The sequence below is a fragment of the Billgrantia sp. NRB1 genome (assembly GCF_056921725.1).
In genome coordinates, this window is record NZ_CM167783.1 from 3,450,012 (window position 1) to 3,471,769 (window position 21,758).

At 66.4% G+C, this 21,758-nt stretch carries 26 protein-coding genes and 1 pseudogene; 16 read left to right on the top strand and 11 right to left on the bottom strand.

The window, feature by feature from the left end:
• Window positions 1–68: 68 nt before the first annotated feature.
• Window positions 69–182, bottom strand: a pseudogene (locus ACZIYR_RS15620) (DUF427 domain-containing protein); the annotation flags it as partial.
• Between the two features lie 118 nt (window positions 183–300).
• On the opposite strand from ACZIYR_RS15620, the gene ACZIYR_RS15625 reads away from it, so the two are divergent.
• Complete coding sequence (locus ACZIYR_RS15625; protein ID WP_483527339.1) at window positions 301–621, top strand: hypothetical protein; 321 nt, start codon at window positions 301–303, stop codon at window positions 619–621.
• A gap of 1 nt (window position 622) precedes the next feature.
• Window positions 623–1,120 carry a hypothetical protein gene (locus ACZIYR_RS15630; protein ID WP_473034696.1) on the top strand — a complete coding sequence of 166 codons (498 nt, stop codon included), beginning with the start codon at window positions 623–625 and terminating at the stop codon, window positions 1,118–1,120.
• A gap of 138 nt (window positions 1,121–1,258) precedes the next feature.
• Here ACZIYR_RS15630 and ACZIYR_RS15635 read toward each other — a convergent pair whose 3' ends face one another.
• From ACZIYR_RS15635 to ACZIYR_RS15645, 3 genes are all read right to left on the bottom strand, one after another.
• Complete coding sequence (locus tag ACZIYR_RS15635; protein ID WP_483527340.1) at window positions 1,259–1,771, bottom strand: GNAT family N-acetyltransferase; 513 nt, start codon at window positions 1,769–1,771, stop codon at window positions 1,259–1,261.
• 68 nt (window positions 1,772–1,839) lie between these two features.
• Window positions 1,840–2,940: a sensor domain-containing diguanylate cyclase gene (locus ACZIYR_RS15640; RefSeq protein ID WP_483527341.1), complete on the bottom strand. Its 1,101-nt coding sequence runs from the start codon at window positions 2,938–2,940 to the stop codon at window positions 1,840–1,842.
• A 60-nt stretch (window positions 2,941–3,000) separates the two neighbouring features.
• Window positions 3,001–3,405, bottom strand: a complete 405-nt coding sequence (locus ACZIYR_RS15645) for a GFA family protein (RefSeq protein ID WP_473034699.1) — start codon at window positions 3,403–3,405, stop codon at window positions 3,001–3,003.
• A 98-nt stretch (window positions 3,406–3,503) separates the two neighbouring features.
• Between ACZIYR_RS15645 and ACZIYR_RS15650 the strand changes: the two genes are divergently transcribed.
• A complete protein-coding gene (locus ACZIYR_RS15650; RefSeq protein ID WP_483527342.1) occupies window positions 3,504–3,938 on the top strand; it encodes an ATP-binding cassette domain-containing protein in 435 nt (144 codons plus the stop codon).
• 82 nt (window positions 3,939–4,020) lie between these two features.
• Here the strand turns inward: ACZIYR_RS15650 and ACZIYR_RS15655 are convergent, their stop codons facing one another.
• Window positions 4,021–4,644, bottom strand: a complete 624-nt coding sequence (locus ACZIYR_RS15655; RefSeq protein ID WP_473034701.1) for a PAS domain-containing protein — start codon at window positions 4,642–4,644, stop codon at window positions 4,021–4,023.
• A gap of 273 nt (window positions 4,645–4,917) precedes the next feature.
• Between ACZIYR_RS15655 and ACZIYR_RS15660 the strand changes: the two genes are divergently transcribed.
• Both ACZIYR_RS15660 and bfr read left to right on the top strand, forming a co-directional pair.
• Window positions 4,918–5,595 carry a 5'-methylthioadenosine/S-adenosylhomocysteine nucleosidase gene (locus ACZIYR_RS15660; RefSeq protein ID WP_483527343.1) on the top strand — a complete coding sequence of 226 codons (678 nt, stop codon included), beginning with the start codon at window positions 4,918–4,920 and terminating at the stop codon, window positions 5,593–5,595.
• 141 nt (window positions 5,596–5,736) lie between these two features.
• The gene (gene bfr, locus ACZIYR_RS15665; RefSeq protein WP_473034703.1) at window positions 5,737–6,204 is read left to right on the top strand and encodes a bacterioferritin; all 468 of its coding nucleotides are present in this window, start codon (window positions 5,737–5,739) and stop codon (window positions 6,202–6,204) included.
• Between the two features lie 80 nt (window positions 6,205–6,284).
• Here the strand turns inward: bfr and ACZIYR_RS15670 are convergent, their stop codons facing one another.
• Both ACZIYR_RS15670 and ACZIYR_RS15675 read right to left on the bottom strand, forming a co-directional pair.
• Window positions 6,285–7,547 (bottom strand): hypothetical protein, encoded by a 1,263-nt coding sequence (locus tag ACZIYR_RS15670; protein ID WP_473034704.1) that lies wholly within the window; start codon window positions 7,545–7,547, stop codon window positions 6,285–6,287.
• A gap of 260 nt (window positions 7,548–7,807) precedes the next feature.
• Window positions 7,808–8,440 (bottom strand): SDR family oxidoreductase, encoded by a 633-nt coding sequence (locus ACZIYR_RS15675; RefSeq protein WP_473034705.1) that lies wholly within the window; start codon window positions 8,438–8,440, stop codon window positions 7,808–7,810.
• Between the two features lie 192 nt (window positions 8,441–8,632).
• Between ACZIYR_RS15675 and hmuQ the strand changes: the two genes are divergently transcribed.
• Both hmuQ and ACZIYR_RS15685 read left to right on the top strand, forming a co-directional pair.
• A complete protein-coding gene (gene hmuQ / locus ACZIYR_RS15680) occupies window positions 8,633–8,965 on the top strand; it encodes a heme-degrading protein HmuQ (protein WP_483527344.1) in 333 nt (110 codons plus the stop codon).
• A 17-nt stretch (window positions 8,966–8,982) separates the two neighbouring features.
• Complete coding sequence (locus ACZIYR_RS15685; protein WP_473034707.1) at window positions 8,983–9,213, top strand: DUF3820 family protein; 231 nt, start codon at window positions 8,983–8,985, stop codon at window positions 9,211–9,213.
• 79 nt (window positions 9,214–9,292) lie between these two features.
• Here the strand turns inward: ACZIYR_RS15685 and ACZIYR_RS15690 are convergent, their stop codons facing one another.
• Window positions 9,293–9,640 (bottom strand): hypothetical protein, encoded by a 348-nt coding sequence (locus ACZIYR_RS15690; RefSeq protein ID WP_473034708.1) that lies wholly within the window; start codon window positions 9,638–9,640, stop codon window positions 9,293–9,295.
• Window positions 9,641–9,787: 147 nt separating this feature from the next.
• Between ACZIYR_RS15690 and ACZIYR_RS15695 the strand changes: the two genes are divergently transcribed.
• Window positions 9,788–10,075: a sll1863 family stress response protein gene (locus tag ACZIYR_RS15695; RefSeq protein ID WP_473034709.1), complete on the top strand. Its 288-nt coding sequence runs from the start codon at window positions 9,788–9,790 to the stop codon at window positions 10,073–10,075.
• 52 nt (window positions 10,076–10,127) lie between these two features.
• Here ACZIYR_RS15695 and ACZIYR_RS15700 read toward each other — a convergent pair whose 3' ends face one another.
• Window positions 10,128–10,694 carry a nucleoside deaminase gene (locus tag ACZIYR_RS15700; protein ID WP_483527345.1) on the bottom strand — a complete coding sequence of 189 codons (567 nt, stop codon included), beginning with the start codon at window positions 10,692–10,694 and terminating at the stop codon, window positions 10,128–10,130.
• 129 nt (window positions 10,695–10,823) lie between these two features.
• Between ACZIYR_RS15700 and ACZIYR_RS15705 the strand changes: the two genes are divergently transcribed.
• Both ACZIYR_RS15705 and ACZIYR_RS15710 read left to right on the top strand, forming a co-directional pair.
• Window positions 10,824–11,351, top strand: coding sequence for a YgjV family protein (locus ACZIYR_RS15705; RefSeq protein WP_483527346.1), 528 nt, complete (start codon window positions 10,824–10,826; stop codon window positions 11,349–11,351).
• A gap of 134 nt (window positions 11,352–11,485) precedes the next feature.
• Window positions 11,486–12,340 (top strand): sirohydrochlorin chelatase, encoded by an 855-nt coding sequence (locus tag ACZIYR_RS15710; RefSeq protein WP_483527347.1) that lies wholly within the window; start codon window positions 11,486–11,488, stop codon window positions 12,338–12,340.
• 17 nt (window positions 12,341–12,357) lie between these two features.
• Here ACZIYR_RS15710 and ACZIYR_RS15715 read toward each other — a convergent pair whose 3' ends face one another.
• Window positions 12,358–13,008: a TolB-like translocation protein gene (locus tag ACZIYR_RS15715; RefSeq protein WP_483527348.1), complete on the bottom strand. Its 651-nt coding sequence runs from the start codon at window positions 13,006–13,008 to the stop codon at window positions 12,358–12,360.
• 164 nt (window positions 13,009–13,172) lie between these two features.
• On the opposite strand from ACZIYR_RS15715, the gene ACZIYR_RS15720 reads away from it, so the two are divergent.
• From ACZIYR_RS15720 to ACZIYR_RS15740, 5 genes are all read left to right on the top strand, one after another.
• Window positions 13,173–14,174, top strand: coding sequence for an ion transporter (locus tag ACZIYR_RS15720; RefSeq protein WP_483527349.1), 1,002 nt, complete (start codon window positions 13,173–13,175; stop codon window positions 14,172–14,174).
• A 125-nt stretch (window positions 14,175–14,299) separates the two neighbouring features.
• Complete coding sequence (locus tag ACZIYR_RS15725; protein WP_483527350.1) at window positions 14,300–16,033, top strand: M14 family metallopeptidase; 1,734 nt, start codon at window positions 14,300–14,302, stop codon at window positions 16,031–16,033.
• A gap of 187 nt (window positions 16,034–16,220) precedes the next feature.
• The gene (gene pxpB, locus ACZIYR_RS15730; RefSeq protein WP_483527351.1) at window positions 16,221–16,955 is read left to right on the top strand and encodes a 5-oxoprolinase subunit PxpB; all 735 of its coding nucleotides are present in this window, start codon (window positions 16,221–16,223) and stop codon (window positions 16,953–16,955) included.
• Window positions 16,952–17,887, top strand: coding sequence for a 5-oxoprolinase subunit C family protein (locus ACZIYR_RS15735; RefSeq protein WP_473034716.1), 936 nt, complete (start codon window positions 16,952–16,954; stop codon window positions 17,885–17,887). The genes pxpB and ACZIYR_RS15735 overlap by 4 nt, the downstream gene beginning before the upstream one ends.
• Window positions 17,888–17,965: 78 nt before the next feature.
• Entirely contained in the window at window positions 17,966–19,207 is a 1,242-nt protein-coding gene (locus ACZIYR_RS15740) for an MFS transporter (RefSeq protein WP_483527352.1), read from the top strand.
• Here ACZIYR_RS15740 and ACZIYR_RS15745 read toward each other — a convergent pair.
• Window positions 19,121–20,428 carry an acyltransferase family protein gene (locus ACZIYR_RS15745; RefSeq protein ID WP_483527353.1) on the bottom strand — a complete coding sequence of 436 codons (1,308 nt, stop codon included), beginning with the start codon at window positions 20,426–20,428 and terminating at the stop codon, window positions 19,121–19,123. The genes ACZIYR_RS15740 and ACZIYR_RS15745 overlap by 87 nt on opposite strands.
• Window positions 20,429–20,980: 552 nt before the next feature.
• Between ACZIYR_RS15745 and ACZIYR_RS15750 the strand changes: the two genes are divergently transcribed.
• Complete coding sequence (locus ACZIYR_RS15750; protein ID WP_483527354.1) at window positions 20,981–21,754, top strand: DUF1499 domain-containing protein; 774 nt, start codon at window positions 20,981–20,983, stop codon at window positions 21,752–21,754.
• Window positions 21,755–21,758: the final 4 nt, after the last annotated feature.

A 21,758-nucleotide genomic window follows, 5' to 3' on the forward strand; every position in this document is an offset into this window, starting at 1 on the left:
GATGCAGCGAGGGCCGCTACTTGTACCGTGCTCTCCGCTTCGCCGGAATGACGCTTGTCATCGAACGCCAAGTGATGCGCTATCGCCTGCATGCCAGCCAAGGGCTGTTCATAGCTCCACGCCACACTGTGATGCTCGCCACGGGAGTAGTAGGCGGCAACGCCCTTGAAGGGGCAGTGGATCGCGGTATCAGACTATTAGGACACACTGTTATTCACTGGTGGAAGCCATCGTTTGTTGGTAGTATCCAATCAGCTAAGGGAATAGTATCGACACAATAGGCCAGAAGGAATCTGGAGCATGGACTACTACGATAGGGAATACATATCTGCAGCTATTAACTATTTTTGGGGAGACGGCACAGCATCGCCTCAGACAGTAAATGAGAGAGCTACCGAGGTGGTTTACAAAGCAATCTCTGAAGCGCAGGCATGCTCTTCATCCATGGACCTCGTCCCAAGGCCCAGCGGCGTCAAACCGGGGATGTCATATATTGCCAAACAGATTGCAAACATTGGAAAGAACATAGTCGCTGGAAACACATCCATTTACCATGTTTGCAAGGTTAGAATTAGCGTAAGCTATAAAACAGAAACAACCATGGTATTACAAGGAATTTAAAATGCTAAAAATCGGGCTTTCTATTGCTTTGCTGCTATTTCCCCTTGGCACGTTTGCAAAGACAGGCATTGACTTAACGTACTCAGGCCTTAGATTTGAAATTCCCGGCAACTTCTCCATGATAGGTGACGCAGGAGGCAGTCAAAACATTTTAATATTCAGGTATGGAGATGAGCTGGGGAAGAGGTTTTTGGCTTTTTCCGACATGACGGATGACCAAACCCTTAGCTATGGATGCCCAACTAGCTCTTTCTTTATGGCTGTTTTCTTCGATACGAATGACTCTGGATGTGACCAAGATAGCATCCAGATAATGCAAGAGCACTTTGTGGAAGACCGAGAAGTTGAGAAATGGTCTGAGAAAGAATACTCTGTCGTATACTCAGGCAACAGAGGGAAATCATACATTTTCATAATAGGAGACAACGGCAAGCTTGTGAAGTTGGACTCTGACTTCCTAGAAAAAGAATCTTTAAAGAAAATAGTTAGAGATATATAAGTGGAATTCATCCTCTGAGCTGGGGCAGGTGTTGCACTTATTGCTTGAATTCAGGTCATTGAGACCGCCATGTTTTGTCCCATGCACTGCATCAACGAACTGGTAGAGCCCGTACCGACCGACATCGATGGGGAGACACTACTCTCTCCCGTCACCACGACTTTTCACCACGAAGGCCGATACCACCAGGTAGCGGCAGCCATCCAAGCTTTGACCATCGGGTGGTGTTGCGTCATTGAACCCCAGGCGCGCATAGAGCCTGGCTGCTGGGTTGTGAGGATAGACGTTGAGCGCGCACTCGGTGACGCTCAGCGCTTCGCCCCCCTCTCTCGCCAAGGCGGCAATGAGTCTTCCCCCAAGGCCCTGGCCACGATGACTCGGGGCAATGGCGAGCCGCATCAGATGGCAGCGCTCATGGCGTAAGCAATACTGCCCGAAGCCCAGGAGACTGCCCCTGTCGTTCAACAGCGCACGGCTCGTCACGCTCTCGAGCTGCAGGTCGTCGCTAAAGCTCTCGGCGGTGAAGGGGTAACGGATGGCGGGCCCACCCCACAGCCGGGCATGCTCGGCATCCGGCAACCAGGACTGCAGTAGCGCCAAGTGCCGCTTATCCACCGGGGCCAAGTGCAGTGACCCGGAATCCAATGCCATCGGGAGACTCCAAGCAGGTGCTCTTCCGGCCTAAGCCTTCAGAGAGGGTCATTCTCTCGTGAAATGCGTCAACCAGGCGCTTCTCGATGATATTTCCGCTTGGCGGCGAGTAGCCTTTGGTCGGCGCGGGCAGCGAGGCTTTCCAGGGTGTCGTCGCGGCGCAGCGTGGCAATCCCCGCGCTGATCGAGATGGCGGCCTGCTCCTGCGTCTGCTGCTGCAGGCGCTCGGCGGTGGCGCGAGCCTCTTCGTCGTTGCTCTCGGGCAGCAGGATCAGGAATTCATCGCCGCCGAAGCGGCCCAGCAGGTCGTTTGTGCGCAAGGCGCTCTGTAGGCTCGCCGCAACGCGTTTGAGCGCGGCATCCCCTGCGTCGTGGCCTTGAGTGTCGTTGATCTGCTTGAAGGCGTCGAGGTCGATCATCAACACGCTGAGCGAATTGCCATAGCGCAGCGCCCGCTCAATTTCGCGCTGGCCCAGGGTCTCGATATGTCGGCGGTTGTAGCAGTCGGTCAGGAAGTCGCGGGTGGCCATCTGCTCGAGCTGGCCGTTGAGCACCCTGAGCTCGCGGTTGGCATGCTGCAATTCAGCGGTACGCTGCTCCACGCGTGCTTCCAGCATCTGGTTGTGACGCTCCAGCGCTTCTCGAGCCTGGTGCAGTTCGGTCACGTCCTGAGCGATGCCGAAAAGATGGGTGACGCGCTGCGGGTCGTCGGCAGCGTTGTGCAGCGGCACGATCAGCGTCAACCAGTAGCCGTGCTGCTCGTTGCCATGCTCATCGAAGAAGGTGGCATGCTCTTGATAGCGCATCGGCTTATCTCGCGCCACGCATTCGCGGTAGCGCGCATAGACCGCCTCAGCCGAAGCAGCCGGCATGAACGCCGACAGCGGCTGGCCCAGGCACTCACGGCCAATGGTGTCGAGCTGCGCCGGGTTGGCGGCCTCAGCCGTGAACTGTCCGTCGTCCTCCACGCGTACCAGGAACATGTTCTCGGGGAAGTGATTCCACAGCTCACGAATCAGCGGATGCCTCATCAGGGCTTCGTGGAAGGATTGCAGTGTCTGCTGAAGCGGTTCAACAGCCATGGGATCACCTGCGGCGAGGTTTTCCATACCTTTACAGTAACCACCTGGCCTGGCAAGTGTCGCCAACCCGTTCGGAGCGAAAGCCATGACATCGGGTACCGCATGGCCAATCACTCAGGACGCCCGAAGCCAGGCGAATAGGTGGCATCAGTGCTTCGGCGCGGCTTGCGGATAACGGGGCAGTTCGTCGGCGAGTTCAAACCACTCTGCCTTGGCAGAGGCCCAGGCGTGGACGCGCCTGCCGGGCGCTATCGGGGTGTCCAGGGTGCCGAGGCGCAGCCGCTTGGCTTCGGGCAGGTCGTCACGGGCGCTGTAGAGCGGGCTACCGCACTCGGCGCAGAACACCCGCACCTTGCCAGGCGTGGCGCGAAACTCCTTGAGGTATTCCGCGCCCCGAGTGATGGAAAAGTCGGCCGAGCGGATCGGTGCCACGGCGACGAAGGCCGAGCCCTGGGCCTTCTGGCACTGCTTGCAGTGGCACATCGAGACCTCATCGATCTCGCCGCGGTACTCGTATTCCACTTTGCCACATAGGCAGCTTCCCTTGTGCATCGGCGTTTCTTCCGGTCGGTTTTTTCATCTAACGGGTTTTGGAGCGAATAACGATGCAGTATAGTCGGAGGGTTACGCCCCTAGTCGGTGTTTGCAAGGTGACGCCCGAGAGCGCCTATCTGGACCAGCAGCTGGAGAACCTGGATCCGGCAAAGCCCGTTCTCGAGCAGATACGCTCCGCCAATCGCACGGCACCCGAGGCGGACCTGCGCATGCGCCTGGCGCAACTGGGGATCGATGCGCAGAAGATAGCGACGCCCAGTGGGTCACTGAGCGGGGGGGAACGGTTGAAGGCGGCTCTCGCCTGCCTACTCTACGCCGACAGGCCACCGCCGCTGCTGTTACTCGATGAGCCCAACAACCATCTGGATTTGCCCTCGGCAGAGGCCCTGGAAGCCATGCTGCGCAGCTACCAGGGCGCACTGATCGTGGTGTCCCATGACGACGCCTTTCTGGATAACCTCGGCCTGACCGATCGCTTGCTGGCGACCGATCAGGGTTGGAGGCTGGAGCCGCTCAGGTCATCCCGCTGATCCTGCATGGCAGGGAAAACAGCCTCGATAAACGATAGGTTTCAGGCGAATAGCGTCTCGCCCCCGCTTCGGCGAGAGGTGTTCAAACATTCAACTGGTCGAGCTTTTTCATCAGATCCGTAATCGTCGCTGCGGAACCGCTCGTATCGTCAGCCAGCCTACGCACATTATCCGCCACCACGGCAAACCCTTTGCCCGCCTCACCGGCGCGAGCCGCCTCTATGCCTGCATTGATGCTCAACAGCCGAAGCATTTTCAATGCATGCACAATCTGCTCCGTTTCCGTGGCAATATCACGGCTGATCTCGGCCAACCTTTCTTCATTTTGACGCCGCGACTGAATGTCCGTTACCACGCCTTCCAAGTAGATCACGTTGTTCTCGGCATCCTTGACAGCACCACCATACTCACTCACCCAGCGCAGACTTCCATCCTGACATTTCAAGCGGTAATCAGCCTGCCAGTTACGCTCAGAGTCGATGGCGCTCTCAATAGCCTGGTCAAGTCCAGCGGCGTCATCGGGATGAATAAGTTCCACATAAGACTGGTTGCGATTGCCAATCAAATCCTCGCTCTCATATCCCGTCAACGCCTTTACCCTGCCGGTCAAATTCAGCATGGTATAGTGATCGTCGTTGCGGCAGCGGTACAAGAATCCGTTCATGCGTGTCGCAATACTTTCATACACACTGTCGTACTCAGACATACCGCACCGACCCTCAGCCATTCCTACATCCGTATTGTCACCGACATTTTCCCGATTTGATCATCTCTCGTCGACATCGCACGGGGCGACAAATTCAACGTAAGAAGCCCATTATACTTAGGCAATTCGTCGGCAAGTTCGAACCACTCAGCCCTGGACGAGACCCAGGCGCGGGCTCGCCTGCCGGTCGCTATCGGGGTATCGAGGGTGTCAAGGCAGTACACTGGGACGAATCTCTTGATGAACCTCTCTGTGGAAAAGGAAACAGCGTCGATGAACGATTCCTCACCCCCTGATGCCCTAACCGATGCCCTTGGCGAGCCCAGGCTGACCTCACTGGGCGGGCACAGGGTGCTTTTCGTGATGGCCGCCGAAGCCGAGTACGGGCCGCATCTCCGGCAGCGTTTCACTCCCACCATGACCGGCGTTGGCCCAGTGGAGGCGGCCGTGGAGCTCACTGCGGCCCTGGCCGCCCTCGCCCACCGTGGGCACCTGCCAAACCTGGTGGTGTCGCTGGGCTCGGCCGGCAGCCGGGTGCTCGAACAGACCGAGGTCTACCAGGCGACCTCGGTCGCCTACCGCGACATGGACGCCACGGCGCTGGGCTTCGAGAAGGGCGCCACCCCCTTTCTCGACCTGCCGGCGACGCTCCCGCTGCCACTGCGCATTCCCGGCATTCGCGAGGCGACACTCTCTACCGGCGCCAATATCGTCTCGGGCGCGGCCTACGACGCCATCGCCGCCGAGATGGTGGACATGGAGAGCTACGCCTGCCTGCGCGCCTGTATGCGCTTCGACGTGCCGCTGGTGGCGCTGCGCGGCATCTCGGACGGCAAGGCGGAGCTACACCACGTGGACGACTGGACGGAGTACCTGCATATCATCGACGAGAAGCTCGCCGCCGCCGTGGATCGGCTCGGCGAGGCGCTTGGCCGGGGGCTCGCGGACTGACCGCCGGCCGGCTTGCCGGATCGAATGCGAATCGCACGCGAAGGCAATATCAACCACCTGAATTTAAAGGGAAATTGACCTAGTGAAGAATTCCTTCTAGGATGGGTGATTCGCTCGATTCGCGCCAAGGGAAGGACACGCATGAAAGGCAACCAACGCATCATCGACGCCCTGAACGGTCTGCTGGCGGCTGAGCTCGCCGCCATGGATCAGTACTTTCTTCACTCCGAGATGTATGCCGACTGGGGGCTCAGCAAGCTTCACGAACGCATCGCCCACGAATTCGACGACGAAAAGGGCCATGCCAAGCAGCTGATCGAGCGGATCCTGTTCCTGGAGGGGCAGCCCGACATCCATACCCGTACCCCGGTGCGCATTGGCGCCGATGTGGAGGAGATGCTCGCCAACGACCTCCAGCTCGAGTACGAAGTGGGCGACGCCCTGAAGGATGCCATCGCCCTGTGCGAGCGGGAGCGCGACTTTCAGACCCGCAGCGTGTTGCTGGGGCTGCTCGCCGACACCGAAGAGGATCACGCCTACTGGCTGGAACAGCAGCTGCGGCTGATCAAGATGCTCGGCAAACCGAACTACCTGGTGTCGCAAATGTGAGCCCGGCAGGCGCCCCCTGCCTTCCCCCTGTGAAACTCTCAGCTAAGCCGCATGCCGGCGCTGATCGAACCACCTGATGATCAGGACACCGGCTGCTGCTTGAGCCGGTAGAGCACCTTTTCCGGACGCCCGTCGTCGTCGGTGTAGACCACGAAGGCCTTGTAGTTATCGAAGAAGGTGCCGGTGAAGAAGATCCATTCGTCGGGGCGGAAATTGACGATATCGTCCAGCTTGACGTCCTCCTCATCGAAGAAGTCTTCGCCGGTCAGGGTGATCAGCAGCTCGCGGAAGTCTTCGGCGGAGGCCTCCTCGAGCACGAAGTCGGAGGCGATCAGGTCGCCGAAGAAGGCGCTCAGGTCCGTGTCGCTGGAGGGGCGCTGGAAGGGCACCAGCTGATCCCCGTCCCGGTAGAAGAAGTACTCGCGGGTGCTGCGCCAGCCGCTGTCGTCGGAGCGCGAGGCGAAGGTGTCGTAGTCGTAGCGATAGACGGTGCGCTGCACGATATCGCTGCTCTCCGGGCTCACAACCGGCTCTACCTCCAGGCGGATATCGTCGCGAAACAGCGCCTTCACCTCGGCCAGCTCTTCCTCGCTGACGGATGGGGCGGAGGCATCCACCAGATCATCCCTGTCCCAGTTGGCGACTCGCATTGACGCATCCTGGGTCAGTTCGCCGATCTCGAGCGTCAGGGACACCTCGGCCCCCTCCAGCGCCTGCCCCTGCATATCGACAAGGCGGCCGCCGAACTCCAGGCTGCCTTCCAGGGTATCGGCTGCCGGCCGCTCGAGGGAAACGCTTCCCGTGTCCGTGAGCACTTCTGCCTGGGGGACGAAGTCACCGTCGTCGCGCCCTCCCAGCAGCCCAACGACCATGAAGGTATCGCCATCGAGGGTCTCGACTTCCGGGCCGACCAGGTCTGCCTCTCCCGTCACCATCAGCGTCTCTTCGTGAGGCGACAGCACCAGGCACAGGTACTGCAGTTCGTCGCTGTCGCTTCTGAGGATGAGGTCCGAGGCGGCAACTAGCCCGCTGCTGTCGCTGACGTTGAACCAGCCCTGGCCATAGACGCGCCAGCGCTCATCTTGATGCTCCCAGCTGCCGGTGATGGGGGGCGCCATCTCCGGGTCGTCGCTGTCGATCATGGCAAGGATCTCGGCATCGGCGATCTCTGCCGGGGGCATCATGCAGAGCGTGGGGTCCACCATTTCGAACAGCAGGCCCGGCGGCATCCGCTCCTCAAGCGGGTCGGCGCCGATCGGCGCCGCCGCCACCAGCATGCCAGCTCCCATCAGGCTGGCAGTCCGCCAGGCGCGCGCAGGCGTAAGGGCCGAAAACGTCATCATGGGTACTCCCTGTTTGTGGCCATCGATAGTGCGGTGCCCGACGGCAACGCACTCTTCGCTAAAGTAGCAGTGCCCCCTGGACCAGTCCCCGTTCAAGTGAAGGGGACCGGCAGCCCCGGCTGGGGCTGTGGCTGCTGAGGGAGGTCGGAGAGACCGATCGAAAGGGGCCACCCAGCGGCTCAACAGATGAGCCGAATGAGGAGGTGATTCGGCTCAAGGGTCAAACGGGTGGATAATCCAGGCTCACCGGGGTTGAGGTATCAGACCAGCACCTCGGCGAGGGTGCGCTGCCCGTCGAGCAGCACGAACTCGCGGTTAACCAGCTCCCGGGCCTTGGTCAGATGCAGCAGGGCATGGGCCACGTTGGCCCGGGAGACGCCGTTCTCGCCGCCGGTCTCCTCCAGCGAGGCGGCAACCCGCTGGGTGGCCGCCTCGTCGGTGAGCCGCCCCGGCTTGAGGATCACATGGGGCACGCCAGAGGCGCGCAGGTAGGCGTCGGCGGCGAACTTGGCGGCCATATAGGGGCGCAGCTTCTCGGGGGCGGCCTGGGGGTCCTCGGCACGCATGGCGCTGACCATCAGGTAGCGCGAGAGGCCCTGCTCACGGGCCGCCTCGACGCTGCGGATGGCGCCGTAGAGGTCGATCAGCAGGGTCTTGTCGGCCCCGGTATGGGGGCCGGAGCCGGCAGAGAACAGCAGCTGGTCGCAGCCGTCCAGGGCGTGGACGAAGTCGCCTTCCAGGTCGGCGATCACCGTGTCGATGCCGCGCTCCTCGAACCAGGGCTGCTGCTCCGGGTCGCGGATCATGGCGCGGATGGGCTCGCCGGCTTGCTGAGCCAGGGCACAGAACTGGCGGCCGATCTGGCCGTTGGCACCGATCACCAGGGTCGTCATAGGGCACTCCCTCCTTTCCTGTCTTCGAGATTCCGCTGCGGGCCAGCCCCCCGAGGATAACACCGCACCGCCGCGGGCCGGCTCCGTTTCGCGTAAGGGAGCTCGCCAGCCTCGCACCACCTTGCCTCGCTCGGGGCAAGGTGTCATGGTCCAGCGAGCACGATCACCCACCTGACCTTGGGAGAAGGCACCTTGTACATCGCCATGAACCGTTTCCGAGTCAATCCCGAAAGAGTGGACGAGTTCGAACAGATCTGGCTGACGCGGGAGACGCACCTGCAGGGTCTGCCCGGCTTCGTCGAGTTCCATATGCTGCGCGGCCCGGAGAAGGAGGACCACGTGCTCTACGCCTCCCACACGGTTTGGCGCTCGCGCGAGGACTTCGAGGCCTGGACGCACTCCGAGGCGTTCCGCGCGGCCCACGCCAACGCCGGCCAGAGCCGCCGCGAGGGGCTCTACCTGGGCCCGCCGACCTTCGAGGGATTCGAGGTCATCCAGACCCTCGATAACCACAGCGACACCTGAATCAAGGAGTGTGATGCGTGCAGCCCGCGGACCTGGAAAAGCTGGTCAACCGAACGATGCCCTACGGCAAGTACGAAGGCTGGCTGATCGCCGACCTGCCCGGCCCCTATCTCAACTGGTTCGCCCGTCAGGGATTCCCGGCCGGCGAGATCGGCCAGCTGCTGCAGCTGATGCACGAGATCGACCACAATGGCCTGAGCCCGCTGCTCGAGCCGCTGCGCCAGCGGCCTGAGCCGACGACTCGGTAGGCCCCGCCCGCTGATCGCGGCGCCCCGGCGCTCCCCCTCGGGTGCCCGGGCATCCGCGCCTGCCGCCAGCTACGAGGCGTCAGGCGCGCCCCGCCATGACCCGGGCCAGCTCGGCCCGATAAGCCGCGGGGTGCTGCGACGGGTCGGCGGGAAAACGCCCGAGCGCCACCGCCAGCTCGAAGAAGCCCTGCCGGGGCAGGTCGCCGCGCCGGCTGACCACCAGGGCGGCGATCAGCGGGCGGCCGGCGGCGACGTCTTCGCGCATCAGCGCTTCCAGCGCCAGGGCCACGCGCTGGATGGTCCGCGGCGGGGTGAGCCCCAGCGCTTCGGCGGCCTGCTGGTAGGTGATGGGCACGGCCTCGTCGGGGAGGTCTTCGAGCCGTTCGCGCAGGCGCAAAGCCAGCTCGGCTTGCTCGGACGTGAGCATGGGGCTGTCTCCGTATCAATGAGATGGCATCGCCGCCAGCTTGCCACCGCGCCGGCTGAATATGCCACCCTGGAGGGCAGCACCCTGTCGGCCCGAGACCGACTATCCTCAAGGTGCCCACTTTCATCAGACGCAAAGGAGCGCCCCATGAGCGACAGGCAAGCCTATGAGCAGAAGCTGCAGGCCAAGCTGGATGAATGGCAGGCCGAGGTGGACAAGCTCAAGGCCAAGGCGAAGAGCGCCGAGGCCGATGCGCGGATCGACTATCAGGAAGAGATCGACCGGCTGGAAGCGAGCCGCGAGGAGGCCCGCGAGAAGCTGGCCGAACTTCGCGAGGCCGGCGATGGCGCCTGGGAAGACCTCAAGGATGGCGCCGAGCGCGCCTGGAAATCACTCAGCGATTCCCTCGAGAAGGCGCGTTCGCGCTTCAAGTAAGCCGCCTGCCGACGGCCGCTGCGGCCGTCGGTCTTGCCAAGCAGAGCATCGATCAAGGGGCACGCTTGCCCTGCCAGTCTTCGCGATCCAGCTCGGGGCAGTCGGCGCGAAAGCGGGCGTAGAGCTCGATGCCACGGGGGTCTTCGAGAATATCGACCCGAATCCCCTTGCCGCGCAGCAGCTCTTCGTTGCCGGAGGCATTGGTGACGTCGCCCACCACTACCCGGGCGAAGCCGCGCATGTACAGCAGGGTGGCGCAGATATCGCAGGGGCTCAGGGAGGTGAAGAGCGTGGTGCGGCTGAAGTCGAGGCGCCCGGCATCACGAATGGCGGCGGTCTCGCCGTGGTTGTAGGGGTGATCCTCCTGAACCAGGGTGTTGTGCCCCTTGCCGACGATGCGCCGAGTGTCATTGTCGATGATTACAGCGCCAATGGGACAGCCGCCCTCCTCACGGCTCTTCTCGGCCAGCAGCACCGCGATACGCATGAGATCGGCATCGCTCAGGCGCCGTGCGAAGTCGTCATTCATCAGCGCCGGCAGGCTGCCGGTGGGCATATGGGCGATGGCGATCAGCGCCGCCTCGGTCACCTCGGCGCCAGCGTTCAACAGCGTGTGCATGGTCTCTCCTGTTGCCACATCGAAACTGCCATCATGCCTGAATCGTCGCCGCCCTTGGTCATCCCACAGGGCGACGGCCCGGCGTGCTAGCATGGCGCGATTCCTTTCCACTTCGACAGCGGTGTGTCCATGGAAGAGCTCGGCCTGAGATGGCTGCTGGGCCAGGGCGTGAGCCTGATAGCACTGACGCTTTGCCTGGTGGCCTTCGCGAGCAAGCGGGACGACAAGCTGTTCGTGCTGCTGCTGTTCGCCAATGTCGCCTTCGCCGCCCAGTTCGCGCTTTTCGAAAGCTGGGTGGCCGCCGGCATCTCGGCGCTGATCGTGCTGCGCATCGCCCTGGTGCGGCGCTATCCGCGCAACCGTATCCTGATGGCGACGATGCTGCTGGCCACCCTCGCGGTGGCGGCACTGTCCTGGAGCGGGCCCCAGGACATCCCGGCCCTGACCGCCGGGCTGCTGGGCACCTGGGGCATGTTCATGCTGCGCGGGATTCCCATGCGCCTGACCCTGGCGGCCGCGGCGCTGTGCTGGGTTATCAGCAACCTGCTGGCCGGCTCGATCGGCGGCACCATCGCCGAATCGCTGATCTTCGCGACCAACGTGATCACCGTACTGCGGATGCGCCGCGATGCCCGCCTGCGCTATATCCACGGGTGAGCCGCCATCATGGACCAGCGCACCAGCCGGCAGGACCTGGCAGCTTCCCCACTTGACCGGGACCCGCCTGGGTAGTGTGATGGGCCCAGGCGCCCTGGCGCCAATCCCCGCCCCGTGCCAGCCAAGAGGCCTCCATGCGCAAGATCCTGCTCGTCGATAACGGCTCCCTGAGGCCCCAGGCCGCGCTCAACCTGCGTCGCCTGGCCGAGGCCCTGAGCCGGACCACCGGCCATGAGGTCGAGGCCGCCTCCCTGCTGCATTCCTACAAGATTCCCGCGGAGCAGCTCGAGGGGCACAAGGCGGTCTCGCTGGGGCCGCGGGCCGCACAGCTGGCGGCGCAAGGCGCGACCGAGCTGGTGGTCCTGCCCTTCTTCTTCGGCCCTAGCCAGGCGCTGACCCGCTACCTGCCCGAACGTCTGGCCGAGGTGCAGGCCAACCATCCTAAGCTGTCCGTGAAGGTGGCGCTGCCGCTGGTGGACAGCCAGGCCCCGGTGGACCTGCGCCTGGCGAAGCTGTTGGCCGACAACGTCCGCGAACGGATTCGCGGCTCGTCGCCGCCCAAGGTAGTCCTGGTCGACCACGGCAGCCCGATCCCCGAGGTCACGGCGGTGCGCAACTATCTCGCCGGCCAGCTCAGCGTGCTGCTGGCCGGGGAGGCCAGCTGCGTCACCTTCGCCTCCATGGAGCGCCGTGACGGCGAGGCCTACCGCTTCAACGAGCCGCTGCTGGTGGACCTGCTGGCCTCACGGGCCATGGCCGACAGCGAGATCATCCTGGCCATGCTGTTCCTCTCCCCGGGCCGCCACGCTGGCGAAGGCGGCGACATCGCCGCAATCTGCGAGCAGGCGATGGTGGACACCCCCGGGCTGAGCGTCACCACGACCCGGCTGGCGGGCGAGCACGACGGCATCCTGGAGATTCTCGCCACCCGCCTGGAAGAGGCCCTGGCCGGCGCCCCACTGCTGCTGGCGCTGCCCGCCGCCCGCTGAGCCGCTCTCTCGCCGGCTCAGTCGACGGCAATGGTCTCGCCGCCGGCCGGGTCATAGCGCCAGCGCTGCCCCTCCACTTCGACGATCAGCGCGCCGTCGCGCCATTCGACGGCGTGGTACTCGGTCTCCGGCGGGACCTGCGGCTCATGCTCGGGCAGGCGCAGCGGCCGGGCGTTGTCGCTCACCGTCTCGCCGAGCCCGTCGAGGCCGACCACCGCCAGGGTACGGGTCGGGGCCGGGCCTTCCTGGGCAAATACCACGTACTGGCCATCGTCGCGCCAGGGGCCGAGCGTGACGCTGCCGCCGTACTGGAAGGCGGCGGGATGAATGGCCTGGTCGTCCCGCGCCACCAGCCAGCCGGCGCCGTGGGCGGCCCCCGCCGTGGTGATCGCCAGCCAGTCACCATCCGGCGAGAGGCGGGCATCGGTGAAGCGCTGTGCGGCGCCAAACTCGCTGTCGGCATCGACGCGAATGTTGCCCGGCAGCGCGCCGATGGTGAGCAGCTCGCTACCATCGGCGCCCCGGACCGTCGCCTCGCCGACCTCGAGGGGGACGAGGTCGGGCGTTGCCGCCTCCTCGGGCGGGGGCTCGGCACAGCCGGCCAGGGCGCTTCCCGCCAGGGCCAGCAGACAACAGACGCGCATGGCGGCCGGGCTCGTCGATACCATCCTCAAGCCTCCCGTTGGCTGGTGCGTGACAGTCGATCCCTCCAGGGGCTGCCAGGCTCAGGGTAGCAGCCCGCCCTCTTCCGACAAGGCGTGAAGGAGGTCGCCAACGGGCCAACCTTCTAGGCTGGAAAGCATCGCTGCGGCACCGAGCTCAAGGAGGCGTCATGTCTGACACCCGCGAGAGAGCGCTCAGCCCCGCCCTGGAGCGTGTCCATCTGGTGTGGGACCTGCTGATCATCGTGCTGGTGATCGCCAACCTGGCCCTGCTGCTGTTCGACAGCCTCTTCCTGCTGTCGCCGCTGAATGCCGCCTTCGAGGCCGCGGCCCCCGGCCTGCATGGCGCCTACGACCGGTACATCCACACCCGCTTCATCGCCATCGACCTGGCGTTCGTGGCCATCTTTGTGCTCGACGTGCTGCTGGGCTGGGCGGTGGCCATCGCCGAGCGGCGCTATCACCGCTGGTTCTTCTACCCCTTCGTGCACTGGTACGACGTGCTCGGCTGCATTCCGGTGGGCGGCTTCCGGCTGCTGCGCATCCTGCGCATCATCTCGCTGCTGCATCGCCTGCAGCGGCTGGGCCTAATCGACGTGCGCCGCTGGTACCTCTACGGGGTGGTCGCCAAGTACTACGATATCCTGCTGGAGGAGCTCACCGACCGCATCGCCATCCGTATGCTCGACAACGTCCAGTCCCAGCTGCGCTCCAGCGACTCGCTCTCCACTCGGCTGGTCGACCAGGTGGTGCGGCCCCGCCAGCAGGCGCTGATCCAGGAGATCAGCCAGCGCCTGGAGGCCATGGCCGGCACCGCCTACGCCCACAACCGCGACGACACCCTGCGCTATGTGCGCGGCCTGGTCGGCCGCACCCTGGCGGAGAGCCCGGAGATGCGCCGTCTAGCGCGCCTGCCGCTGGGTAGCCAGGTGAGCCGGGGCCTGGAGGCCTCGCTCTCGGACCTGGCCTGCCGACTGGTCAACGAGGCCCTGGAGGGGCTGCAGTCGGCGGAGTTCACCGCGCTGGTGGAGCACCTGGCCGAGAGCGGCTTCGATGCCTGGCTGCACACCGACTCCCATACCGAACAGGTCACCGAACAGGTGCTGGTGGACATGCTGGAGCTGCTCAAGGAGCAGATCGCGGTCAAGCACTGGCACCGCAAGTACCAGTGACGCCGAGGCGGAACTGATGGTCGAGCGGCGGGCTCGACCGCCGGGAGCACGCCGCCATCGCGTGGCAGACGCCGGGTTTGCGCCATACTGTCACCAGGCGGGGCCAACCGAAGCGGGGAGGGGAAATGGGACAGGATCTGCACGACAGCCGCTTCCGTCATCGCTACCTGAGCCATGACGACCTCACGCACCAGCTCAAGGCGTGGGTGCAGGCCTACCCGCGGCTGGCTCACCTGCAGAGCATCGGCATCAGCCCCGGGGGGCGGGAGATCTGGGTACTCACCATCGGCCACGAGCCGGAGCGCAAGCGGCCGGGCGTGTGGGTGGACGGCAACATGCACGGCACCGAGCTGGCGGGGTCCAGCGTTGCCCTGGCGGTGGCCGAGGCGGCCCTGGCCCTGCACAGCGAGTCGGGCGCCGTGCCGGGCGACCTGCCCGAGCACTGTCGCCAATTCCTGCAGGACGTGCTGTTCTACGTCTGTCCGCGCCTCTCGCCGGACGGGGCCGAACAGGTGCTCAGGCAGGGCGGCTTCGTGCGTTCCGCGCCGCGCCGCTCGCCGGAGAGCGCCGGTCGGCCGCACTGGCGCGCCCAGGACCTGGATGGCGACGGTCGCTGCCGCTACCTGCGCCTGGAGGACGCAGCCGGCGACTTCGTCGCGTCGCCCGACGCCCCCGGCCTGATGCTGCCACGCCGGATCGACGACCCCCCGCCCTACTGGCGGCTCTATCCCGAAGGCGTCATCGAGCACTGGGACGGCGAGACCATCCCCGAGCCCGAGTGGCTGCAGGACACGCCCGACTTCAACCGCAATTTCCCCTGGCGCTGGCGGCCGGAGCCGGAGCAGGTCGGCGCCGGCGACTATCCGGGCTCCGAGCCCGAGACGCGCGCCGTCATCGACTTCGCCAGCGCGCACCCGAACCTCTATGCCTGGCTGAACCTGCACACCTTCGGCGGCGTGTTCATCCGCCCCTTGATCGACGCCCCCGACAGTCAAATGGATCAGGGCGACCTGGCCATCTACCGCCAGCTGGCCGCCTGGGGCCGCACCCGGCTCGACTACCCCACCGTCAGCGGCTACGAGGAGTTCACCTATCAGCCGGAAACCCCGCTGCACGGCGACCTCACCGAGTTCGCCTACCACCAGCGCGGCTGTGTGGCGATGGTCTGCGAGCTCTGGGACCTCTTCCAGCGGATGGAACGCCCGCGTCCCGAACGCTTCGTGGAGCACTACACCTCCCTCGATCGCGAGGGAATGGAGCGGCTGGCCCGCTGGGACCACGACCATAACCGCCAGCGTCTCTTCCACCCCTGGCGGGCCGTTCGCCACCCCCAGCTGGGCGAGGTGGAAGTCGGCGGCCTGGACCCGGTCCATGGGATCTGGAACCCGCCCCCCGAGGCGCTGCCCGAGCTCTGCGACGGCATCGCCGCCTACTGGCTGCGCGTGGCGGCCCTACTGCCACGCCTGGCCATCGCCGCCGTGCACTGTACGCCGCTGGGAGCGGGCCACTGGGAGCTGCGGGTCACGGTGGAGAATCGCGGCTACCTGCCCAGCCACGGGGTCAATGCCGCCCGGGAGCGCCCCTGGAACACCGGCGTCGAGGCCCACCTCAGTGGCGAGGGCTGCCGGCTGCTGGATCCCGGAGAGGCCCGCCAGTCGCTGGGCCATCTGGCGGGATGGGGACGCGGCCTGGGCGAGGCCGCGCAGATGCCCTGGTTCCAGCGCTCGCCGGGCAATGACCACCAGGCCACGGCCCGCTGGATCCTCCGGGGCGAGGGGGAAGTCCGGGTGCGCGTCGGTGGACCGCGGCTGGGCCAGCTGACGCTCACCCTCCCGATACCGGCGGATTCGCACCGGTAGGGGGAAATCACGCCTCGGCCGGCAGGGGGCACCTGGACCTCGAGGCTCAGCGCGGCTGCGGGTGGACCCGCAGCCGCCAGGAGGCCCCGCCACCCCGACCAGCGCCCCGGGCAGCGCGCCCTGAGGTTCCGACGCTTCCCCCTTCTCCATTACACTGGGCCGCACCGCCCCGGGAGTCGCTAACGCCATGCGCCCAACATCCCTACCAAGACTGGAACCCGCAGGCCTCGACGGCTGGATGGTGCGGCTGTTCGACGCCATCGAGGAGCGCAACCTGCCCTGGCTCGCCGCCCTGAGCCGTGAGTGCGAACACGCCTTCGGGGACGCCCTGGTGGACCTGGTGCCCTCCTACACCACCCTGCTGGTGGTCTTCGATCCGGTGCGCCTCGACCCTCAGGCGGTGCGCCGCCGGCTGCTCGAGCTGCTGGCCGAGCTCACCTCGGACGAGAGCGGCGCGGCGGGGCCGCTGCATGAGCTGTCCACCTGGTACCACCCCAGCGTCGGGCCCGAGCTGTCGCGGGTGGCCGAGCGCGCGGGGCTCTCCGTCGAGGCGGTGATCGAGGCCCATGCCGCCCGCGAATATCGGGTCTTCGCCCTGGGCTTCGCGCCCGGGTTCGCCTTTATGGGCCTGCTCGACGAGCGCCTGGAGTGCCCGCGCCTGGCCACGCCGCGGCGCCAGGTGCCGACAGGCAGCGTAGCGCTGGCCGGTCGCCAGACCGCGGCCTACCCAACCGTGACGCCTGGCGGCTGGAACCTGATCGGCCGCACCCACGCCCGCCTGTTCGACCGCAACCGTGACGGCTTCAGCCTGCTGCGGGTGGGGGATCGGGTGCGTTTCATTCCCGTGGCGCGGGCCGACTTCGAGGCTCGGGGCGGAGACGTCACGCCGGTGGCCAGCGAAGGGGAGGATGCATCGCCATGAGCGAAGCAACAGGATTTCGGGTGGAGCGCGCCGGGCCGCTGGCGCTGCTGCAGGATGCCGGCCGCTTCGGGGTGCGGCAGCTGGGCGTGACCCAGGGCGGCCCGGCCGACCTCCACGCCTGGGCCTGGGCCAATCACCTGGCCGGCAACGCCTGGGGAGCGGCAGCCCTGGAGATCACCTTCGGCGGCCTTGAGCTGCTTGCCGAACGCGACATGACGCTGGCAGTGGCCGGCGCTGATCTGGCGGCCACCCTGGACGGGGCGCCGCTGCCGATGTGGCGCACCCTGCAGGTGCGCCAGGGGGCACGGCTGGCCTTCACCACGCCGACCAACGGCCTGCGCGCCTACCTGGCGGTGGCCGGAGGCTTCGCCGCCGAGCCGGTGCTGGGCAGCGTCGCCTGCGTGGTGCGCGAGAGGCTCGGCGGCCTGGACGGCCAGGGCCGCCGGCTGGCCGACGATGACCGGCTGGCGGTACGCCGCACCGGGGCGGCCTGCGTCGAGACACGCGAGGCGCCGACCGACCAGCGCCCCGACTATCGCGCCCCGACACGGCTGAGCCTGCTGCCCGGCGCCCAGATCGCCGACTTCACCGGCAGCAGCCTGTACGCGGCCTTCAATGACGAGTGGCACGTGGATGACCGCGCCGACCGCATGGGGGTTCGCCTGACCGGCCCCGCCCTGAGCTGCCGGATCGAGTCGCTTATCTCGGAGGGCATCTCCCTGGGAGCCGTCCAGGTGCCGCCGGACGGCCAGCCCATCGTCCTGCTCAACGACCGCCAGACCATCGGCGGCTACCCGCGGCTGGGCAACCTGACGCCGCTGTCAGCCTCACGGCTTGCCCAGTGCCTGCCCGGCCAGGCGGTGAGACTCGCCCCGGTCGCTATAGAGCACGCCCTGACCGAGCACCGCCGCTTCCTGGCACGCTTCTGCTGAGCGTCGGGGCACGGCGCGACCGAGGGTGGCTCAGGCCGTTCTCCTTCCCCGCCCTTTCACCATGGCCATGGAGCGGACATGACGACAACGCCCCACCGGGACGCCCGCCAGACCACCTACAGCTACTTCGCCGCCTTCGTCGCCATCGGCATGAGCGGCGGCCTGCTGGGGCCGGCCCTGCCCCACCTGGCCGAGATGACCGGCGCCACCATGGGCCAGATCGCCATCCTATTCACGGCCCGGGCGCTCGGCAACATGCTCGGCTCGGTGCTCTCCGGCGCCCTGGTGGACCGCTTCCCCGGGCATCGGGTGCTGATGGGCATGCTCGGGCTGATGGCCCTGGGCCTGGCCGCCGTGCCCTTCAGCCAGGCCCTGGCGGCACTCACCGCGGTGGTCTTCCTGCTCGGGGTCAGCGAGGTCTCGGTCAACGCCGGGGCCAACACCCTGCTGCTGTGGCTTCACGGCACCGCCTCGCCGCCCTGGATCAGCGCCCTGCACTTCTGCTTCGGGCTGGGCAACATGCTGGTGCCGCTGCTGCTGGTGGCGGCGCTGGCCATGACCGGCCAGTTCCAGTGGGCCTTCTGGGGAGTGGCGCTCTACGCTCTGCTGCTGCTCGTCCCGCTGGCCAGACAGCCGAGCCCGCCGCCGCCCGCCCCCCGCGCTGAGGAGTCGGCGAACCGACCCGCGCCGGACGCCGGGCGGCTTGCCCTGTTCCTGCTGCTGTTCGGGCTCTACGTGGGGATGGAGGTGACCTTCGCCGGCTGGATTACCGCCTACGCGACCCTTGGCGGCATGCCGGCCGGCAGCGCGGCCCTGCTGGTGACGCTGTTCTGGGTGACACTCTCGGCGGGGCGCCTGCTGGCCATCCCCCTGCTGCGCCGGATCACGCCGTGGCGGGTGCTGCGCCTCTGCCTGGGGCTGGCGCTCGCCGCCGCCCTGGCGCTGCAATTCGGCTGGCTTCCCCTGCCGGCGGTGGCACTGCTGTTCGGCCTGGCCAGCTCGGCGATCTTCCCCACCCTGTTCGGGCTGGCCAACCAGCTGATGCCCATGAGCGGACGCACCACCGGCTGGATCTTCCTGGCGGCCGGCAGCGGTGCCATGGCGGTACCGTCGCTGGCCGGTCCCCTGCTGGAGCGGGCCGGCACCGGCGCCTTCCCGCTGCTGCTGCTCGCCCTGGTGGGCCTGATGGGCGCGGGGCTGGTCCTGCTGCGCCGACGGGTGCGGCGTGGCGCCTCAGCGGGGCTGGGGATGCCGGCGCAGCAGCCAAGAGGCCGCCGCCACCCCGGCCAGGCCGATCAGGGCGCCCGGCATCGCCCCTAGCGCCATGCTGATCAGAATGCCGGCAAACAGCGCCGCCCCGCCGCCCAGCACCGCCGGGGCAGCGGTGGCAGAGACCACATCGCGCTTGCGGCGCATCTCGAAGCTGACCACCGCCACCATCACCGGCGCCACCGTCAGGGCGCAGAGCAGCAGCCACACCAGCCGCCCCCACCAGAAGCCCAGCTCCCCCGGCACCCCGGCATCGATGGGCAACCCCAGGCGCTCGCCCAGCCAGGCCGCCGGCAGCTCGGCCACCTTGTGCCACAGATAGAGGGGCATGCCCAGGGCGCCGAGGAGGGTCACCGTGCGGTGGATCGGGCGACGCGCCAGCAGGCGCCGGGCCGGCCCCTCGGCGAGCAGCACGGTACCCACCTGCAGCCACATCACCCCCATCAGCGCTAGCGTCGGCGGCAGCAAATTGCTGCGCCCGCCCACCTCGCCATCCACCATGGCCAGCGGATAGCCGGAGCCCACCGCCAGAGCCAGCCATGCCAGCCCCAACGCGCCCAGCCCCAGGCCGGCCCATGGGCCGGCGAAGCGCCCCTGCCGCCAGGCGATCCCCAGCTGCTGCGGGAGCAGCCAGACCACCAGCAGGTTGAGCCAGCCAAGTACGGTGACGCGGTCAGTGGCCAGCTCGCCCAGCCGCAGCAGGTCTGCCGATGACCCGGGACGCGCCCGCAGCAGATCGACCAGTACGGCGATAACCACCAGCATGGAGACAGCCCCGAGCCCCCAGCGCCGGTCGGCGCGCACGCTGAGCGGTAGCAGCGCCTGCACACCAAGCAGCATCAACAAGAACCACAGGTGCACCGTCAGGGAGTGGTTGAAGGGCTCTAGGAAACGCCCGCCGGTATAGCGCGAAAGCAGCGCCACGGCGGCCAGCACCGCCAGGTAGGTCACCATGGGACGTGCCAGGGCCAGCGCCCGGGCCGCCCACCAGTGCAGCTGGCGATGCCCGACATCGAGCCGACGCAGGGCGCCGTCGGTGCTCACCGCGGCGGAAACGAAGACGAACAGCGGTACCACCTGCACGAACCAGGTCAGGACACCCGCCCCCTCCCAAACCACCAGCAGATGGTCGGTGTCTACCAACAGTCCCTCGTCGAAGCGCGGCAGGGTGGCGATCCAGTGGCCGAACACCACCATCAGCAGGGCGCCGGCTCGTAGGGCATCCGGATAGCGGTCGCGAGTCGTGGCGGCGGCGATTCCTGACTGACTCATGGTCGACTCCGGCTATGACGGGTAAGACACGCGCTTAAGAAACGGTGTTTCTTAAATCCCGTTCTATACCAGCCCTCCGGAGACGACAAGGGGTGAGCCGTCAGCGACCATGGCGTCGCCAACACTCAGGCGCAGCTGCAGCCACATTGCGCTGCACCGTAATCCTTTCAATAAAAAAGGACCCCCGAAGGGGCCCAGTAGGAGCACGCCAGCTCACATCGTGTTACTGCCAGGGGTGGCAGCGTTGCAGCGCTCGCGCTGCAGGAAATCCGTTTCAGGTCTTCAACCTGTCTATCCCTCACAATGCGAGAGGCGGGCCAATAATTGGCCACTTCATTTATAATCAGATAGTTATATGCATTGAGCGCCCCACGGGGCACGACGGCACGCGCCGCCCGGGCCGCGACATGCACCAGCCAGGGACGCCAACATCGGCCCATGCCTCATCATGACGCACTGCAGCAACTCGCCGCCCATCGGCGCGACGCGACGAGCGGGTAAGCGCCGATGCGATATGCTGTTGGTCAGATACCTGTGACGCGGAGGTTACCGATGGCACCCCACAGCTCCTCTCCTCCCCGCCCCCGGGGCGGCAAATGGCCGACGATGCTTGCCTGGCTGGCCGTGCTGCTGCTGATCGTGGCGGCGCTGATGGTGATCGGCGCCGGGCCGGCCTACCGCCAGGGGATGCTGCCGCTGGGCGAGGCCTTCCACCTGCTGCGCAACGGCATCTTCGTGGCGCTGGGAGCCGGCGCCGTGGGACTGGCCACCCTGATCGTCGCCGCGGCCTGTCGGCGGCGCCTGGTCGTCCTGACCGCCGTCGCGGTGGTTGCCGCCAGCGTCGGCATGATGGCGGTGCCCTGGCAACACTGGCAGCGCGCCCAGGAGACGCCGCCGATCCACGACATCACCACCGACACCCAGAATCCGCCCGCCTTCGAGGCCCTGGCCGGCGCCCGCGAGGCGGCCCCCAACGCCGTGGCCTACCCCGGCGAGGCGACCGCCCGCCAGCAGCGCCAGGCCTATCCGGATATCCAGCCGATCTTGCTGGACCTGCCCCTGGCAACCGCGCTCAGCGCCGCCGAGGCGGCGGCGCTCGACATGGGCTGGGAGCTGGCCGGCGTCACCGATACCACCCTCGAGGCCACCGCCACCACCGCCTGGTTTGGGTTTGAGGACGACGTGGCCATCCGCCTCACCGAGACCGACGAGGGGGTACGCGTGGACGTGCGCTCCGCTTCGCGGATCGGGCGCGGCGACATGGGGGCCAATGCGGCCCGAATCCGCGCCTATCGCGACGCCCTGGCGCAGCGGGTCGGAGGATAATCGT

Coding starts and splice junctions, on each gene's coding strand:
- ACZIYR_RS15625 (WP_483527339.1), top strand. CDS start 301: ATGGACTACTACGATAGGGAATACATATCTGCAGCTATTAACTATTTT.
- ACZIYR_RS15630 (WP_473034696.1), top strand. CDS start 623: ATGCTAAAAATCGGGCTTTCTATTGCTTTGCTGCTATTTCCCCTTGGC.
- ACZIYR_RS15635 (WP_483527340.1), bottom strand. CDS start 1,771: ATGGCATTGGATTCCGGGTCACTGCACTTGGCCCCGGTGGATAAGCGG.
- ACZIYR_RS15640 (WP_483527341.1), bottom strand. CDS start 2,940: ATGGCTTTCGCTCCGAACGGGTTGGCGACACTTGCCAGGCCAGGTGGT.
- ACZIYR_RS15645 (WP_473034699.1), bottom strand. CDS start 3,405: ATGCACAAGGGAAGCTGCCTATGTGGCAAAGTGGAATACGAGTACCGC.
- ACZIYR_RS15655 (WP_473034701.1), bottom strand. CDS start 4,644: ATGTCTGAGTACGACAGTGTGTATGAAAGTATTGCGACACGCATGAAC.
- ACZIYR_RS15660 (WP_483527343.1), top strand. CDS start 4,918: ATGAACGATTCCTCACCCCCTGATGCCCTAACCGATGCCCTTGGCGAG.
- bfr (WP_473034703.1), top strand. CDS start 5,737: ATGAAAGGCAACCAACGCATCATCGACGCCCTGAACGGTCTGCTGGCG.
- ACZIYR_RS15670 (WP_473034704.1), bottom strand. CDS start 7,547: ATGATGACGTTTTCGGCCCTTACGCCTGCGCGCGCCTGGCGGACTGCC.
- ACZIYR_RS15675 (WP_473034705.1), bottom strand. CDS start 8,440: ATGACGACCCTGGTGATCGGTGCCAACGGCCAGATCGGCCGCCAGTTC.
- ACZIYR_RS15690 (WP_473034708.1), bottom strand. CDS start 9,640: ATGCTCACGTCCGAGCAAGCCGAGCTGGCTTTGCGCCTGCGCGAACGG.
- ACZIYR_RS15695 (WP_473034709.1), top strand. CDS start 9,788: ATGAGCGACAGGCAAGCCTATGAGCAGAAGCTGCAGGCCAAGCTGGAT.
- ACZIYR_RS15700 (WP_483527345.1), bottom strand. CDS start 10,694: ATGCACACGCTGTTGAACGCTGGCGCCGAGGTGACCGAGGCGGCGCTG.
- ACZIYR_RS15705 (WP_483527346.1), top strand. CDS start 10,824: ATGGAAGAGCTCGGCCTGAGATGGCTGCTGGGCCAGGGCGTGAGCCTG.
- ACZIYR_RS15710 (WP_483527347.1), top strand. CDS start 11,486: ATGCGCAAGATCCTGCTCGTCGATAACGGCTCCCTGAGGCCCCAGGCC.
- ACZIYR_RS15715 (WP_483527348.1), bottom strand. CDS start 13,008: ATGGTATCGACGAGCCCGGCCGCCATGCGCGTCTGTTGTCTGCTGGCC.
- ACZIYR_RS15720 (WP_483527349.1), top strand. CDS start 13,173: ATGTCTGACACCCGCGAGAGAGCGCTCAGCCCCGCCCTGGAGCGTGTC.
- ACZIYR_RS15725 (WP_483527350.1), top strand. CDS start 14,300: ATGGGACAGGATCTGCACGACAGCCGCTTCCGTCATCGCTACCTGAGC.
- pxpB (WP_483527351.1), top strand. CDS start 16,221: ATGCGCCCAACATCCCTACCAAGACTGGAACCCGCAGGCCTCGACGGC.
- ACZIYR_RS15735 (WP_473034716.1), top strand. CDS start 16,952: ATGAGCGAAGCAACAGGATTTCGGGTGGAGCGCGCCGGGCCGCTGGCG.
- ACZIYR_RS15740 (WP_483527352.1), top strand. CDS start 17,966: ATGACGACAACGCCCCACCGGGACGCCCGCCAGACCACCTACAGCTAC.
- ACZIYR_RS15745 (WP_483527353.1), bottom strand. CDS start 20,428: ATGAGTCAGTCAGGAATCGCCGCCGCCACGACTCGCGACCGCTATCCG.
- ACZIYR_RS15750 (WP_483527354.1), top strand. CDS start 20,981: ATGGCACCCCACAGCTCCTCTCCTCCCCGCCCCCGGGGCGGCAAATGG.